Genomic DNA, 15304 nt, shown 5'->3' with positions numbered 1-15304 from the left:
GCACGCGGTAAGTGCCCCCCGCCCAGGCGCGCCAATCCATCCTTTCAGGCGGCGACCGGAATCCACCTGTCTGATGCGCGCTACACCCTCGGGTGTCCTCCATCACCATCACGCCTTTGAAGGTGCGGTATCGCGCTCGATGCCCTTTGCTTGTTCGGGGACGTACGCCCGCGCGTACCCCCACTCGGCCTACGCCACCCCTTACACCCTCTCGCTCCGCCGCCACTGACGCCGGCGCGCACCACCATGCATGGACGGAGATTGACTGTGACGACCCTGCGGGTCGACGAGCAGCTCGCTACCACCGTGGACCGGACCCACCGGCCAACCCTGACCTCCCGGCCCCAGCTCCCGACCCAGCCCGGCGTCGCCGCGCAGGCCGGTCTGTCCCCGCAGGCCGTCCTCTCCGCGCAGCCCGGCGCGATCGTGCCGACGCAGCCCGGCCCGGGAGTCCCCCCGCAGACCCGCCGCATCCTGATGCTGTCCTGGGAGTACCCGCCGGTGCTCGTCGGCGGCCTCGGCCGCCACGTCCACGCCCTGTCGGTGGCACTGGCCGCCGCCGGCCACGACGTCACGGTCGTCACCCGCCACACCGAGGGCGCACCCCTCGAGGAGTACGCCGACGGCGTCCGCATCCTGCGCGCCCCCGAGGACCCGGTGACCTTCCCCCTGGCCACCGACTCGCTGCTGGCCTGGACGATGGCCTTCAACCACACACTCACCCGCACCGCGCTGCGCGCCACCGAGGCTGGCACCTACGACGTCATCCACGCCCACGACTGGCTCGTCGCCCACACCGCGATGACGTTGCGCGACCACCTGGACATCCCGCTGGTGAGCACCATCCACGCCACCGAGGCGGGCCGGCACCAGGGTTGGCTGCCCGACGAGATGAACCGCACCATCCACGGCGTCGAGCAGTGGCTCAGCAGCGAATCCGGCCGGGTCATCGTCTGCTCCGGCTACATGCGTGACGAGGTGAACGCCCTGTTCGGCGTACCGGCCGGACGGGTCGACGTCGTCGCCAACGGCGTGGAGCCGCACCGCTGGAAGGTGCCGGCACGCGCCGTCGCCGCCGCCCGAGCCCGGTTCGCCGGGGACGGCCCGCTTGTCACATTCGCCGGCCGACTCGTGTACGAGAAGGGCGTCCAACACCTGATCGCCGCGCTGCCCCGACTGCGGGACCGCCACCCCGGACTGCGTGCCGTGATCGCCGGCGACGGCCCGTACCGTGCCGAACTGGAGGCCGAGATGCACCGCCGCGGCCTCGGTGGCATGGTCACCATGCCGGGCTTCCTCGGCGGCACCGACCTGCCGGCCCTGATGGCCGCCTCCGACTGCTTCGCGGTGCCCAGCATCTACGAGCCGTTCGGCATGGTGGCCCTGGAAGGCGCCGCCGCGGGAGCACCCCTTGCCGTCGCCGCCACCGGCGGTCTCGCCGAGATCGTCGAACCCGGCGTGACCGGAATGACCTTCCGGCCCCACGACCCGGACGGGCTCGCCGACGCCGTCGACGCGCTGCTGTCCGACCGCGACAGTGCCCGCGCCATGGCCCGACGCGCCCGCCGGATGGTCCACGACCAGTACGGCTGGGCCGCCATCGCCCAGCGCACCGCCGCCAGCTACGCCGCCGCCATCACCACCGACGCCGAGTGCACCGCCCAACGCGCCGAGCAGCGCATGTCCCAGGGCCGCGCACTCCCGGCCCTGCCCGAGGGAAACCTGCTCGCCGCCGCCGGCCTGCGCTGACTGTGCGGCGCACCGTCGCTTGATCCACTCGACATTAAGGAAACCGGCGTGTCCGCAGGCCCGGGACACCCCAGTTTCAAGGAACCCGAGTCGATCACCACGCGTGGCGGGGCTGGGCGGCGCTGCGGAGAGGCCGGCCTGTCGCGTTGCTCGGTGATCGACTCCAGGTCGCCGACGTGGCGGTGTCCCCGCTACGGGATACCCCCATGTCGGCGACATTGCGACGCGCCTCTACAAACGGTCGTTTGCGCAAAGGATTGCCTGCGTTAGGGTGAGGACGTGTCCACATCACTCGCGGCATCCGGCCCGGATCTCGATTCGGCCTTTGCCGCCCTCGGCGACCCCGTCCGTCGCGCCCTGGTGACGCGTCTCGCCCAGGGCGACGCCACGGTCGGCGAGCTTGCCGCACCGTTCGACCTCACTCCACAGGCGATTTCCCACCACGTTGGCGTCCTGCGGCGGTGTGGTCTGGTCGAGCAGCGACGCGAGGGCACCAAGCGCCCGTGTCGACTGAGGGCCGATCGCCTGTCGCTGCTCGGGGGGTGGATCGACGAGCAGCGCCGCGCCTGGGACGACCGACTCGATGCCCTGGAACGGCACCTCGACGACGAGGGAGCGGCCCGTTGACCGCCGCACCGAAATGCCGGGCAAGCGGCCCGTTGACCGCCGCACCGAAATGCCGGGCAACGAAGCCGTCCGATGACCGCCGGGCAACGCCGCCAGACGGAGCGGTCCGTTGACCGCCCGCACGGAACTCCGGGGCGACGGGGTGGCCCGTTGAACGCCCGCGCGGAACTCCACGGCGGCGAGCTCATCGCCCGGCGTCACCTCCGGGCGAGCCCGGAGCGTGTCTGGACCGCGTTCACCTCACCGGGCGGCATCGCGGCGTTCTGGGGCGGGTCGCACGCGACCGTACCCCCGGAGTCCGTGGCCCTTGACCTGCGGCCCGGCGGCGAGTTCGCCCTCGACACCCGCGCGCCAGGCGGTGCGTCGCGGCGGCTCCGGTTCGTCTACGTGAGCATCACCGCCCCGCACGAGCTGGTGTTCGACGAGCCGGTCACCGGCCTGCGCACGACAGTCACCATCCAGCCCGCCGCCGACGGCACGGATCTCACCGTCCACCAGCGGCGGCTTCCCCCGGAGCTGCGCAGCGCCCAGGCAGTTGACGGGCTCGCCTCGATCCTCGACGCCCTCGCCGCGCACCTTGAGCACGACGAGCCCACACCAGGACGGAGCACGACATGACGCGGGCATCCCAACGTGAGCTCGTCGCGGAATACTTCGCGGGCTTTCGGACCAGTGACCACCCGCGCATCCTCGCGACCCTCACCGACGACGTCGAGTGGGTGATTCACGGTCACCGCATCACGCGCGGCAAGGCGGAGTTCGACGGCGAGATCGAGAACCCGGGGTTCACCGGCAGCCCTCAGTTGGACGTCCAGCGGGTCTACGAGGACGGCCCGGTCGTCGTGACCACCGGCGAGGGCGACGGTGTCAGCGTGGACCACGGGCCGTTCCGGTTCGCCTTCAACGACCTGTTCACGTTCCGCGGCGGGCTGATCGCTCGCGTCGACTCGTACGTCGTCCCGCTGCCCTGAGGCCGACATCGACAGCTGGCCCGCCCCGCGACAGGCCGCCCTCGCGCCGAATCACCGTGGCGGGGTCCGTCCACGCTCCCTTCGGACCGGCTCGGCGATTGATCGACTCGGGTTCCAGGAACTGGGGGTGTCCCGACCGCGGGGATACCGCGGCATCAAGGAAACCGAGTCGATCAAGGGCCTACCTGGGCATGGTCGGAAGCGCAGCCGAAGGCGACAGGCCGCCGACCCGGATGGGTCGACGGCCTGCGGGTGATGCGAAAAAAGTGGTGCGAAAAAGGAGGGTCAGCGCTCGTTGAACGGGACGTAGTTCCGCTCGGGGGCACCCACGTAGACCTGCCGCGGACGGCCGATCTTGGTCTCCGGGTCGTTGATCATCTCGCGCCACTGGGCGATCCAGCCGGGGAGCCGGCCGAGCGCGAAGAGCACCGTGAACATCTTGGTCGGGAAGCCCATGGCCTTGTAGATCAGGCCGGTGTAGAAGTCCACGTTCGGGTAGAGCCGACGGGAGACGAAGAAGTCGTCGTCGAGGGCGATCTCCTCCAGCTCCATGGCGATGTCCAGCAGCGGGTCCGGCTTGGCCATCCGGCCGAGCACGTCCTGCGCGGCCTTCTTGACGATCGCCGCCCGCGGGTCGTAGTTCTTGTAGACCCGGTGGCCGAAGCCCATCAGCTTGACGCCGTCCTCCTTGTCCTTGACCTTGCGGACGAAGGAACGGACGTCGCCACCCTCGGCGTTGATCTTCTGGAGCATCTCCAGCACCGCCTGGTTGGCGCCGCCGTGCAGCGGACCGAACAGCGCGTTCACGCCGGCCGAGACCGAGGCGAACAGGTTGGCGTTGCTGGAGCCGACCAGCCGGACGGTCGACGTGGAGCAGTTCTGCTCGTGGTCGGCGTGCAGGACGAAGAGCATGTCCAGCACCTTCGACATCACCGGGTCGACCTCGTACGGCTCCGCCGGCACGCCGAACGTCATCCGCAGCAGGTTGTCGACGTACCCCAGCGAGTTGTCCGGGTAGAGCAGCGGCTGCCCGATGGACTTCTTGTACGCGTAGGAGGCGATGGTGGGCACCTTCGCCATGAGCCGGACCGTCGAGATCTCCACGTGCTCGGAGTCGAACGGGTCCAAGCTGTCCTGGTAGAAGGTCGACAGGGCGCTCACCGCGGACGAGAGCACTGCCATCGGGTGGGCGTCCCGGGGGAAGCCGTCGAAGAAGCGGCGCATCTCCTCGTGCAGCAGCGAGTGCCGCCGAATCCACTCGGTGAACTCGGTCAGCTGCTGCTCGGTCGGCAGCTCGCCGTAGATGAGCAGGTACGAGACCTCCAGGAAGGAGGACTTCTCGGCCAACTGCTCGATCGGGTATCCCCGGTAACGCAGGATGCCCGCGTCGCCGTCGATGTAGGTGATCGCGGATGAGGCAGCGGCGGTGTTCACGAAACCGGGGTCGTACGTTGTCATCCCGGTTTCTTTCAAAAGCTTGCTCACCCCGACACCGGCGGGGCCCTCGACCGCAGGGTGTACCGGCATCGACAGCTGCCCACCGGGGTGATCGAGCTTGACTTCCGTCATGTGGTTCCTCGCTTCGCCGGCAGATCTACGTTGAATTGCCTTCGCTTCTACCGTAATTGCGGCCGGGGGGACACTGCCCGCCGTGGTTCGACGGTGAGGTATGCGTCACCCGATTCCCGACCCGCCACCCGGGAAACCCGCCGTCCCGCTGTCCGGGACGCCCAGAAAGACCCGAACTGACCGTGACCCGGTGCTAGGACAGCGCGAGGCGTCGCAGCGTGCCGTCCGCCGCGATCTGGTAGACGTCGAGCTGGTTCGTTCCGGCCCGGAACAGCCTGTCGTCGGTGAGCAGCGCGGCGAACCGGCGCCCGCCGGCGTCGCGCGGCACCACAGGCACCACCGCCCCGATGCGGCCGTTGACCGCCACCGCGAGCTGGGTGCCGTCCGGGATGGCGTCCGGCACGTCACCCCAGACCAGTGCCGGAAGGGCACCGGTGTCCGGATCGGTGGCCCGGAACGCGGCCAGGTCGGCCACCCGGGCGCTGCCTCCGGGTGGGCCGGCCCGGACATCGGTGCCCACGAGTGGGTGCGGTGTCGGCAGCGGCGGCGGTGCGGGCACCCCGCCGGGGAAGGTGACCGGTTCGCCGGGGCGGTCGTAGAAGTGTTTCGTGGCGTCCGTGCGCGGGGCCTGTCGGGCGGAGCGGCCGTCGACGCGGGCGGGCAGTCGGATGCCTGCGACGTCGGCGACGGTGGGCAGCAGGTCGACGTGCTCCCAGTTGCGGTCGTCCACCCGGCCGGTCTGCTGCCGGGGCTCCTTCAGGAACATCGGCACCCAGGCGACCTCGCCGGCGGCGGCCTTTATGGCGTCCATGCCGCGGCCCTGCGCGCCCGGGCGGAAGCTCACCCCGTGGTCGGCGGTGACCATGACGAGGGCCTGGTCGTAGAGGCCGCTGGCGCGCAGCGTCCGCAGTGTCTCGCCGATCAGCCGGTCGGTGTAGCCGAGCTGGGCGAGGTGCCGCTGCCGGGCCAGGTCGACCCAGCCCGCGCCGTCGTTGGGCAGGTCCTCCGGGGCGTCGTAGCGGACGCCGGACGGTAGGTACGCCCACGGTGAGTGCGGCATCAGCAGGTGCAGGAAGTGCAGGGTGGGCCGGGGCTCGGGTTTCAGCCCGGCCAGGAAGCTTGTGAACCGGGCCGGCTGGTTGTCGTCGAGGCTGTCCCAGCGGAACTTCGGGTCGTCCGGCACCGGCTCGGCGGCGTCCAGCCCGGCCTCGGCGCGGGTCTGCTCCCGGTAGGAGTCCTCCGGGTCGGCGGCGCTCTCGGTCGGCCCGGCGATCTGACCGAGCAGTGTGCGGGTCTCGCGGACCAGCACGCCCAGGCCCTGTTCGGGGGTGACCGGCTGTTCGCAGCGGCTGGGTGGGCAGAGCCGGGTGATGCTCTCCTGGGCCTCGACGTCGTAGAGGCCGCCGAAGGCGGTGAAGATGTTGTCGGGGTACTGCGAGTAGTGCGGCGCGACGGCCCGCTCCGGGTAGCGGCCGGTCAGCATGGCGGGCAGCGCGTTGGGCGTCCAGCCGCTGACCCCTGTGGCGTTGCGGTACCAGGTCGAGTCGTCGGCCAACTCGGCGAAGTGCGGAAACCGCTGCGCGTCGATCCGGCCGTCGGCGCCGAGCAGGCTGACGAGCGGCAGCTCGTCGAGGATCAGCATGACCACCGGCGGGTGCACTGCCGCACCCTGCGCGGTGCCGGCCGCGCCGCCGTCGCCGCGTGGCAGCACCACCGCCGAGGTGGGTGAGACGAGCAGGAACAGCACCACGAAGGCCACCGGCCCGGCGGCGGCCAGTCGCAGCACCCGGCCCGGGGCCCGCCACCGTCGGTGCACGGCCGCGCCGGCCGCGCCGGCCAGAGCGGCAACCAGCAGCAGGGGTACGCCCCGAAGTGGCGTCGTGTGCCGGCCCACCTGCACGGCGAGGGCGGCGAGCAGCAGCCCCACCAGCACAGTGTGGGTGAGGGCGCGGGCGGTGCGGCCAGCGAGTCGACTGAGCGCGCCGAGCGCCGCCACGGGCAGTGTGGGCACGACCGCCACCAGGGCGCCAAGCAGCATGATCTGGCCGGGGTCGGCACGGTGGAAGAGGAAGAAGTCGGGGCTGCGGCCGAGCACGTCCAGCAGCGGCTGGGTGACGACCAGGCCGACAAGCGCGACCACCTCCAGCAGTCGGCCCAGCTCGCCGCGCCAGCCCCGGTCCCACCGCGCCGACGCCGACGCCGACGCACCGGCATCCGCGGCCGGCGGCGGCTGCGCGTCCATGGCCGCCGGCGGCGCGCCCTGCGGCGGCTGCGCGCCCGAGGCCGGCGAGGGCTGCGCGTCCATGGCCGGCGGCGGCTGCTTGTCCGGGGCCGGCGGGGTTGGGGCGGCCGGGTCAGCCACCCATCACCGTCCGGTAGAGCGTGCGGGTGCCCGAGGGCAGTTCGAGGCGTTCGGTGATGCGGCCCCGGGCGGCGAGGAGCCGTTCGAAGGTGTCGCGCCGGTAGTCGGGGAACAGGCCCTCGGGCTTGTTGGCAAGCAGTCGGCGGGCCATCGGGTCCTCCGGGTGGACGAACTCCACCACCACGGCGCCCCCGGGTGCGGTCAGTCCGGCCAGCCAGTCGACGACCTCGGGCAGCGGCACGTTGCGCCCGATCGCCAGGTGGTGCACGAGGGCCAGGGCGAGCACGACACCCGCCGACGCCCGTTCGGCGAAACCGGCGCGCTCGACGCCTCGCCAGCCGCCGCCGGGCGACGGGTCGGCCAGGTCCACCACGAGCGGCAGGATGCGGCGTTGCCCCTCGGACCGCAGCGCCCGGTACAGCTCGTCGACAACTGCCGGGTCCTGCTCCACGGCGACCACGTAGTCGGCGTGCCCGGCGGCCAACCGGGAGTACCGGCCGTCGTTGGCGCCCAGGTCGAGCACGAGGCGCGGACGGGTGGCGGCCACCGCGGCGACAACGAACTGTTCCTTGGCGACCCGGTCGGACGCGGAGTAGCCGCAGGTGCTGCGGTAGTCCGCCCAGTGGCTGCCCGACGGGCGGTGGTCCAGCCGGCGGACGAGCTTCTCGATGCCGCGTACGGTGGCCGTCTGCAACTCGCGGGAGTAGCCGGCGGCCCGCAGTTGGGCGCGGACGTCACTGGTGCTGGCGGCGGCGTTGCGCTGCTGCATGGCGCCGTGCAGGTGCACGTGGGTCAGGACGCCGGGGCGCAGCCGACGGGCTCCGCCGAAGAGCGGGCGGAGCTGGTCGGCTTCGATGCCGTCGACCTGGGCGCGCAGCCAGGGCTGGAAGTCCACGCCGAGGTGGGCGGTGAGCAGCAGTGGATAGAGAGCGGTCTGGCAGAACTGCCGGTAACCGGCCCAGGGTTCGCCGTCGCGGACCGGCTCGAAGGAGCCGATGTCGATGAAGACCGGCTTCGCGCCACGCCACTGGAGGTTGTACGCCGACCCGTCCTTCGTGGTGAAGCCGTCGGCGAGGGCGGTGCGCAGGATCTCCAGGTGCAGCAGCGCGGCGTCGCGCAGCATGCCGAAGGACCACTCGTACGGGTGGGAGACGAACGGGATGCGCTCGTGGCGCAGCACCGCCGCCCACGGTTTCCCGGCTGCGGCGGGCACGAGGCTCGACGGGGCGTCCTCGGTGGCGCAGAGCTTGCCGGCGGCGACCAGGGCGGGAAAGAACGGGCTGGCCGACAGGGTCCGCCAGTGCTCGGCGGCCTGCGCGTCCAGCCCGCGCAGCACCTCGTCTCCGACGTGGAAGACCCGGTTGGCGGGGTCGCGGAAGGAGGCCGGCTCGGGGCGTACCCCGGTGGGTGAGGTTGTCATCGTCGCCCCAAACCGGTTCAACGCTGGTCGGTGGGCTGCCGGCGGAACCGCCCGACCAGCCGCCGCCAGTAGAGCTTGGCGGCGACCGCGACGCCGGCCACCCCGCCCACGACGGCCTGCACGATCAGGCTGCCGGATCCCGCGTCCAGGTAGGCCAGATGGTTCACCGACCGCTCCTTCCCCTCGCCCGTCTCGACACCGGCGTCCCGGGGCGTGCAGCAGTGAGGCTTTTTCACCCAGAAGGCCGGACTTGTCTGCCACCGTACGCCGATCACCGCCGTCGTACCGCCGCATCCGGTTACTCGCAGCAACATCACAGGAACAGAACGGAGGCTAAGCTCTCACGTCCGCCCGTGGTGCATGCCGAGGCGCAACAGGACGAAGCGCAGCACGGTGGCCGCCAGGTTCGCGGCGACCAGGACGGCCAGCTCCACCGACCGCGCGGGTACGTCGTCGAGCCGGTGCAGCACCGCCAGCGCGCCGCTGGTCAGCGCCAGGCCGAGCGCGAACGCCAGCAGCCCCTGCGCGTGGTGCCGGCCTGCGTGCCGCGTGCCGGTGATGCCGAACGTCAGCCGCCGGTTCGCGGCCGTGTTCGCCACCGCGGTCACCAGCAACGCCAGCAGGTTCGCCGGTTGCGCGCCGAGCGCGCCCCGGGTGGCGACGAACAGCAGCAGGTACGCCAGCGTGCTGGCCACTCCGACGGCGGCGAACCGGACCAACTGGCGGGGCAGCCCGACCGGCACCCGCGCCGGCGGCGCGGCCAGCGGAGCCCGACCGAGCTGCGCGCGTAGCTCGGCCAGCGGCAGCGCGCCGGTCAGCAGTGCCCGCCCCAGCCGACCGATCCCCCGCAGGTCGGCCATGGCGGTGGCGACGATGTCGACGCGGCTGTCCGGGTCGTCGACCCAGTCCACCGGCACCTCGTGGATGCGCAGCCCGGCCCGCTGGGCGAGCACCAGCAACTCGGTGTCGAAGAACCACCCGGTGTCGCGCACCAGCGGGAGCAGCTCGGCGGCCACATCCGCGCGGATCGCCTTGAACCCGCACTGCGCGTCGGAGAACCGCGCGAACAGCGCCCCGCGCAGCAGCAGGTTGTAGGCCCGCGAGATGATCTCCCGCTTGGCGCCACGGACCACCCGGGAGGTCCGCGCCAGCCGCGTGCCGATGGCCAGGTCCGAGTGGCCGGAGATGAGCGGCGCGACCAGCGGCAACAGCGCCGCCAGGTCGGTGGACAGGTCCACATCCATGTACGCCAGCACCGGCGCGGACGACGCCGACCAGGCGGCGGAGAGCGCCCGGCCCCGCCCCTTGGCGTCCAGGTGCAGCACCTCGACGCCGGGCAGCTCACCGGCGAGACCGTGAGCGACCTTCAGGGTGTCGTCCACACTGGCGTTGTCGGCGATGGTGATCTGGAACGGGTACGGGAAGTGCTCGCTCAGGTGCGCGTGCAACCTCCGTACGCACGGCCCGAGGTCGGTCTCCTCGTTGTAGACCGGGATCACCACGTCCAACACCGCCGCGCTGGTGCTCGACCGCGTCCGGACGGCGGCACGGGGGCCGCCGAGCGCGCTCACGACGCCGCCTTACCGCTGCTCAGGTCGTAGACGGTGACCCCGTCCACGGTCTGCGCCGAGAAGCTCTCCGCGACCCACGCGGCGATCTCCTGTGAGGCGGAGCTGCCGCCGTTGGCCCGGAAGCCACCGCCACCCACGAAGTAGTGGATCTTCCCGTCGGCGACGTACCGCTGGAACTGCGCCAGCGTCGGCGACGGGTCACTGCCGTTGAACCCACCGATCGCCATCACCGGGTCTCCGGTGGCCAGCTGGTAGCCGGAGGCGTTGTTGGAGCCGATGGTGGCCGCGACCCAGGTGTACGACTCGCTGTCGCGCTCCAGCAGCTCGCGCAGCGCGGCGCTGGGCTCGCGGGAGTCGAGCAGCCCGCCCATCCCGCCGCCGTCCCCACGACCCTGCCCACCACCGGGCATCTGACCACCGTTGCGCCCACCGCCCGGGAAGCCGGGGGCCTGACCGCCGGGGGCCTGACCGCCGGGGGCCTGACCGCCGGGGGCCTGACCGCCGGGGGCCTGACCGCCGGGAGCTTGACCGCCGGGCGCGCCCGGAGCCTGACCGCCGGGCGTACCGCCACCGGGGAAGCTCGGCACCTGGCGGCCGTTCTGGTTTTGACCGCCGGGCATCTGACCGCCGTCGGGGCGCTGCATGCCGCCCGGCGGTTGCCCGCCGGGGAAGCCGCCGCGACCGAAGCCGCCCGCCACGGACGGGCCGGCGCTCGGGATCGAGCCGGTGTGCGGGGTCGCGGCGGTCTGCGCCGCGTACGCCGCCGGGCCCGCAAGCGCCGCCGCCGCGCCGACGCCCAGCACCACCGGGACCAGCCAGCGGGGCAGCCGGGCAGCCAGCAGGATTCCGGCCGCGCCGGCCAGTCCGGCGACCAGCAGGGCGGTACGCAGCCACGGGTACCAGTCGGGGCTGCGGCCGAGCAGCACCCACGCCCACCAGACGGTGACCGCGAGGGTGCCGGCGAGCGTCACCGTGGCGGCCAGGGGACGCCAGCGCTGCCACCTCGCCCCGGCCGCCGGTTCGTCGTCGGGCGCGGACAGCGAGCCGGACGACGGCTCCCCTGTCGGGCCCGGCCGATCGTTGCCCGGCGCGGGCAACGGGTGGCGCTGCCGCCAGAGCACTGTGACGCCGATGCCGACCAGCGCGCCGACGGCCGGGGCGAGCGCCACGGTGTAGTACGCGTGGAAGATCCCGGACATGAAGCTGAAGATCAGACCGGTGACCAGCAGCCACCCGCCCCAGAGCAGCAGCCCGGCCCGGGTGCGGTCGGTCCGCCCCGCCCGCCCCGCGACCAGCAGCCCGGCGACCAGCAGGATCAGCGCGGCCGGCAGCAGCCAGGAGATCTGACCGCCGATCTCGCTGTCGAACATCCGCAGCACGCCGGTCTGACCCGAGAACGGGCCGCCACCGCCGCCGCCCATCCGGCCGCCGCCGACGCTGCCCACCTCGTCGCCGGTGATCCGGCCGAGGCCGTTGTAGCCGAGGGTCAGCTCCAGGATGCTGTTGTTCTGCGACCCGCCGATGTAGGGCCGGGCGCTGGCCGGGGTCAGCTCGACGATCGCCACCCACCAGCCGGCGGAGACCACCACCGCGAGGCCGGCCAGCAGCAGTTGCCGGACCCGCCGCCACAGCCCGGTCGGCGCGGCCAGCAGGTACACCCCGGCGAAGACCGGCACGACCAGGAACGCCTGGAGCATCTTGGTCAGGAATCCGAAACCGACCAGCGCGCCGGCCAGCATGATCCACCGGGTGCTGGCCGTCTCCAGGGCGCGGACGGTGGCGTACGCGCCGCCGACCAGCAGCAGGACGAGCAGCGCGTCGGGGTTGTTGAACCGGAACATCAGCGCCGCCACCGGAGTGAGCGCGAGGACCGCGCCGGCGATCAGGCCGGCGACCGGCCCGTACCAGCGCTTCACTGTCGCGTGGAGCACGCCGACGGAGGCGACCCCGCAGAGCGCCTGCGGGACGAGCATCGCCCAACTGTTCAGCCCGAAGACCCGTACCGACAGGGCCATCAGCCACAGCGACGCGGGCGTCTTGTCCACGGTGATCGAGTTGGCCGCGTCCGAGGAGCCGTAGAAGAACGCCTTCCAGCTCACCGAGCCGGCCTGCACGGCCGCCGCGTAGAACGAGTTGGCCCAGCCGGAGGCGCTCAGACCCCAGACGTAGAGCAGGCCGGTGGTCAGGAGCAGGATCACCAGCGCGGGCCGCGTCCAGGCCGCGGGACGGCCCTCCCTCGGCGGCGGGGCCTCGTCGGCGCGGGTGGCCGTCGGCGGCGGGCCCGGCTCGGCGGGCGTGGTCGGCATGGTGTCGGATCTGTCCATGCCCACAAGCCTTGAGCGCTGGCCTGACGTGATCCCGTGCGCCGCCTATGCGCCGGCTGTGGGATTCGGCAGGCGGACGGTGAAGACGGTCCGGCCGGGTCGACTCTCGACCGACACCGCGCCGTGGTGGGCCTCCACCACCGCCGCCACGATCGCCAGGCCGAGCCCGGTGCTGCCGTGCTCGCGGGACCGGGAGCTGTCGCCACGGGCGAACCGCTCGAACATCTCCGGTCGCAGTTCCGCCGGCACCCCCGGCCCGTCGTCGGCCACGGTGAGCACGGCGCTGTCGCCGTCGACGGTCAGCGTGGTCGTGACAGTCGTGCCGGGCGGGGTGTGCACGCGGGCGTTTGCCAGCAGGTTCGCCACCACCTGGTGCAGCCGGGCGGCGTCGCCGGGGACGGTGATCTCCACCTCCGGCAGGTCGAGCTGCCAGCGGTGCTCCGGGCCGGCCACGTGCGCGTCGCTCACCGCGTCGACCACCAGGGCGGACAGGTCGACAGGTTCGGCGGCGAGCGGTCGGCCGGTGTCGAGGCGGGCCAGCAGCAGCAGGTCGTCGACGAGGGCTGTCATCCGGGTGCTCTCCGACTCGACGCGGCGCAGGGCGTGCGCCACGTCGGCGGGGACCTGGTCGCGGCCCCGCCGGGCCACCTCGGCGTACCCCCGGATCGCCGCGAGGGGGGTGCGCAGCTCGTGGCTGGCGTCGGCGACGAACTGGCGTACCCGGGTCTCGCTGGCCTGCCGTGCGGCAAGCGCGTCGGCGACGTGGCCGAGCATCCGGTTGAGCGCCGCGCCGACCTGGCCGACCTCGGTACGCGGGTCGGTGTCGGCGGCCGGGACCCGGACGGCGAGCGCGACCTCGCCCCGGTCCAGGGGCAGCTCGGTGACCCGGGTGGCGGTGGCGGCCACCCGGTTCAGCGGTCGCAGCGCGGCCCGCACGATGAACGTGCCGGCGGCACCGGCGATGAGCAGCCCGACGGCTGCCACTCCGGCCTGCGCGGCGACCATCCACCAGACGGTCTCCTGGACACCGGAGAGCGGGATGGCGACGACGCGTACCCGGCCGTCGCGGAACTGCCGGGCCACGGCCCGGTAGTCGCCCCGCTCGCCGAGGTCGACGGTGCGCGGCGCGGCGCCGACCGGCAGGTCGGCCAGCACGGCCACCTGGTCGACCGCGATGGCCTGCTCGTTGGGGAAGGGCTGCTCGGTGGAGGGGCTGTTGGTCAGGGCCGACGCGCCCGTCACCCGACCGTCGCTGATCTCGGCGACCACCGAGCCGGGTGGTGAGCCGGGCGGGACTGCCGGCCCGCGACCCGGGAAGGTCGGGCGGCCGGGGTGGTCGTCGCGCATGGCCGGGACCAGTTGGGCGTCGAGCCGGTCGATCAGGAACTGCCGCAACGCGATAGTGGTCAGGCCGCCGATGGCGACGCTGACCACAGCGAAGAGGGCGAGCAGGGCGAGGACCAGCCGGGTCCGCAGCGACCGTCCGGCCAGCCAGCGGCGGCCGGCCCGTGGCGGCCGGCGGTCACTCGGCGGGTTTGAGGACATAGCCCGCGCCGCGCAAGGTGTGGATCATCGGCGAACGGCCCGCGTCGATCTTCTTGCGCAGGTACGAGATGTACAGCTCCACCACGTTGGCCTGACCGCCGAAGTCGTAGTTCCACACCCGGTCGAGGATCTGCGCCTTGCTGAGCACCCGACGCGGGTTACGCATCAGATAGCGCAGCAGCTCGAACTCGGTGGCGGTGAGGGTGATCATCTGGCCGTCGCGACGGACCTCGTGGCTGTCCTCGTCGAGGCTGAGGTCACCGACGGTCAACACCGCGTCCTCCCGGGCGGCGACGGCGAAGCCGGAGCGGCGCAGCAGCGCACGCAGCCGAGCGATCACCTCCTCCAGGCTGAACGGTTTGGTGACGTAGTCGTCGCCGCCCACGGTCAACCCGGCGACACGCTCCTCGACCGCGTCACGGGCGGTCAGGAAGAGCACCGGGACGGTGGGGGCATGCTCGCGCAGCCGGCGCAGCACCTGGAAGCCGTCCAGGTCGGGCAGCATCACGTCGAGCACAACGGCGTCCGGCTGGAACTGCCGGGCCGCGCTCAGCGCCGCCATGCCGTTGCCCGCGGTACGCACCTGCCAACCCTCATAGCGCAGCGCCATCGACAGCAGATCCGTAAGCGTCGCCTCGTCGTCGACCACGAGCACCCGCACCGGTTCGCCGTCCGGGCGGCGCAACTCGATCCGGGTCGGCGCGACCTGCCCGTCCATGACCATGCCCCCCATCGTGGGCGTGTCGTCTGTGGCGCACCCATGCCTCAGCTGTGTGCCAGCTGTGCGAGGGTGGGCCGACACCGTCACCGGCGCGTGGTCACTCGGACACCCCGAACGCGTCGGTGCGCACGTACCGCATGCTCCAACCGCCCAGGCCGTCGGGCTTGTCGCGCTCGTAGAGGTGGTCGGGGCCGGGCTGGGTCGGGCCAGTGCCGTCCGGGTGCCGCATGACCCACCGTTGGGGCGGGGTGCCGTCCGGGTCGGCGGGCAACTGCCGGACCAGGCCGTCGCCGGGCCCGCCGACGAAGCGTACGGTGACCTCACCCATCGCGACGCCTCTCGGTGACCCTGCCGGCACGCTCGGTGCGGTCGGCCCTGGCTCGCAAGCTACCGCACCCGCCCGCCGTCCAGGGCCGGATCGGGCGACCCTGCGGTTTGCCCAGCT

The 15304-nt window shown here is 72.6% G+C and carries 13 protein-coding genes; 4 read left to right on the top strand and 9 right to left on the bottom strand.

Going from position 1 to position 15304, the window contains the following annotated elements; genetic code table 11:
- The first annotated feature begins 267 nt into the window (after nucleotides 1-267).
- From ACFY2Q_RS25630 to ACFY2Q_RS25615, 4 genes are all read left to right on the top strand, one after another.
- Nucleotides 268-1749, top strand: coding sequence for a glycosyltransferase family 4 protein (locus tag ACFY2Q_RS25630; RefSeq protein ID WP_387134325.1), 1482 nt, complete (start codon nucleotides 268-270; stop codon nucleotides 1747-1749).
- A gap of 279 nt (nucleotides 1750-2028) precedes the next feature.
- Entirely contained in the window at nucleotides 2029-2376 is a 348-nt protein-coding gene (locus ACFY2Q_RS25625) for an ArsR/SmtB family transcription factor (RefSeq protein WP_387134322.1), read from the top strand.
- Between the two features lie 150 nt (nucleotides 2377-2526).
- Nucleotides 2527-2994, top strand: coding sequence for an SRPBCC domain-containing protein (locus tag ACFY2Q_RS25620; protein WP_387134319.1), 468 nt, complete (start codon nucleotides 2527-2529; stop codon nucleotides 2992-2994).
- Nucleotides 2991-3347, top strand: coding sequence for a nuclear transport factor 2 family protein (locus ACFY2Q_RS25615; protein WP_387134317.1), 357 nt, complete (start codon nucleotides 2991-2993; stop codon nucleotides 3345-3347). Before ACFY2Q_RS25620 ends, ACFY2Q_RS25615 begins: the two co-directional genes overlap by 4 nt.
- A gap of 285 nt (nucleotides 3348-3632) precedes the next feature.
- On the opposite strand, the gene ACFY2Q_RS25610 is transcribed toward ACFY2Q_RS25615, so the two are convergent.
- The 9 genes from ACFY2Q_RS25610 to ACFY2Q_RS25570 all read right to left on the bottom strand — a co-directional run bounded on the left by ACFY2Q_RS25610 (nucleotide 3633) and on the right by ACFY2Q_RS25570 (nucleotide 15187).
- A complete protein-coding gene (locus ACFY2Q_RS25610; protein WP_387134315.1) occupies nucleotides 3633-4916 on the bottom strand; it encodes a citrate synthase in 1284 nt (427 codons plus the stop codon).
- 193 nt (nucleotides 4917-5109) lie between these two features.
- Complete coding sequence (locus ACFY2Q_RS25605) at nucleotides 5110-7158, bottom strand: sulfatase-like hydrolase/transferase (protein ID WP_387134369.1); 2049 nt, start codon at nucleotides 7156-7158, stop codon at nucleotides 5110-5112.
- A gap of 112 nt (nucleotides 7159-7270) precedes the next feature.
- Complete coding sequence (locus ACFY2Q_RS25600) at nucleotides 7271-8698, bottom strand: class I SAM-dependent methyltransferase (RefSeq protein WP_387134313.1); 1428 nt, start codon at nucleotides 8696-8698, stop codon at nucleotides 7271-7273.
- A gap of 17 nt (nucleotides 8699-8715) precedes the next feature.
- Complete coding sequence (locus tag ACFY2Q_RS25595) at nucleotides 8716-8865, bottom strand: hypothetical protein (RefSeq protein ID WP_306271253.1); 150 nt, start codon at nucleotides 8863-8865, stop codon at nucleotides 8716-8718.
- Nucleotides 8866-9039: 174 nt separating this feature from the next.
- The gene (locus ACFY2Q_RS25590) at nucleotides 9040-10269 is read right to left on the bottom strand and encodes a glycosyltransferase (protein WP_387134310.1); all 1230 of its coding nucleotides are present in this window, start codon (nucleotides 10267-10269) and stop codon (nucleotides 9040-9042) included.
- Nucleotides 10266-12593, bottom strand: a complete 2328-nt coding sequence (locus tag ACFY2Q_RS25585) for an ArnT family glycosyltransferase (RefSeq protein ID WP_387134308.1) — start codon at nucleotides 12591-12593, stop codon at nucleotides 10266-10268. The genes ACFY2Q_RS25590 and ACFY2Q_RS25585 overlap by 4 nt, the downstream gene beginning before the upstream one ends.
- Before the next feature lie 45 nt (nucleotides 12594-12638).
- Nucleotides 12639-14138 carry a sensor histidine kinase gene (locus ACFY2Q_RS25580; RefSeq protein ID WP_387134305.1) on the bottom strand — a complete coding sequence of 500 codons (1500 nt, stop codon included), beginning with the start codon at nucleotides 14136-14138 and terminating at the stop codon, nucleotides 12639-12641.
- Nucleotides 14116-14862 carry a response regulator transcription factor gene (locus tag ACFY2Q_RS25575; protein WP_387134302.1) on the bottom strand — a complete coding sequence of 249 codons (747 nt, stop codon included), beginning with the start codon at nucleotides 14860-14862 and terminating at the stop codon, nucleotides 14116-14118. The genes ACFY2Q_RS25580 and ACFY2Q_RS25575 overlap by 23 nt, the downstream gene beginning before the upstream one ends.
- 94 nt (nucleotides 14863-14956) lie before the next feature.
- The gene (locus tag ACFY2Q_RS25570) at nucleotides 14957-15187 is read right to left on the bottom strand and encodes a hypothetical protein (RefSeq protein ID WP_387134300.1); all 231 of its coding nucleotides are present in this window, start codon (nucleotides 15185-15187) and stop codon (nucleotides 14957-14959) included.
- Nucleotides 15188-15304: the final 117 nt, after the last annotated feature.

It is taken from the genome of Micromonospora sp. NPDC000316, from assembly GCF_042898885.1.
GTDB lineage: Bacteria > Actinomycetota > Actinomycetes > Mycobacteriales > Micromonosporaceae > Micromonospora.
Note: the sequence above shows the minus strand (reverse complement) of the source record. Positions and strands in the feature narration are given on the sequence as shown.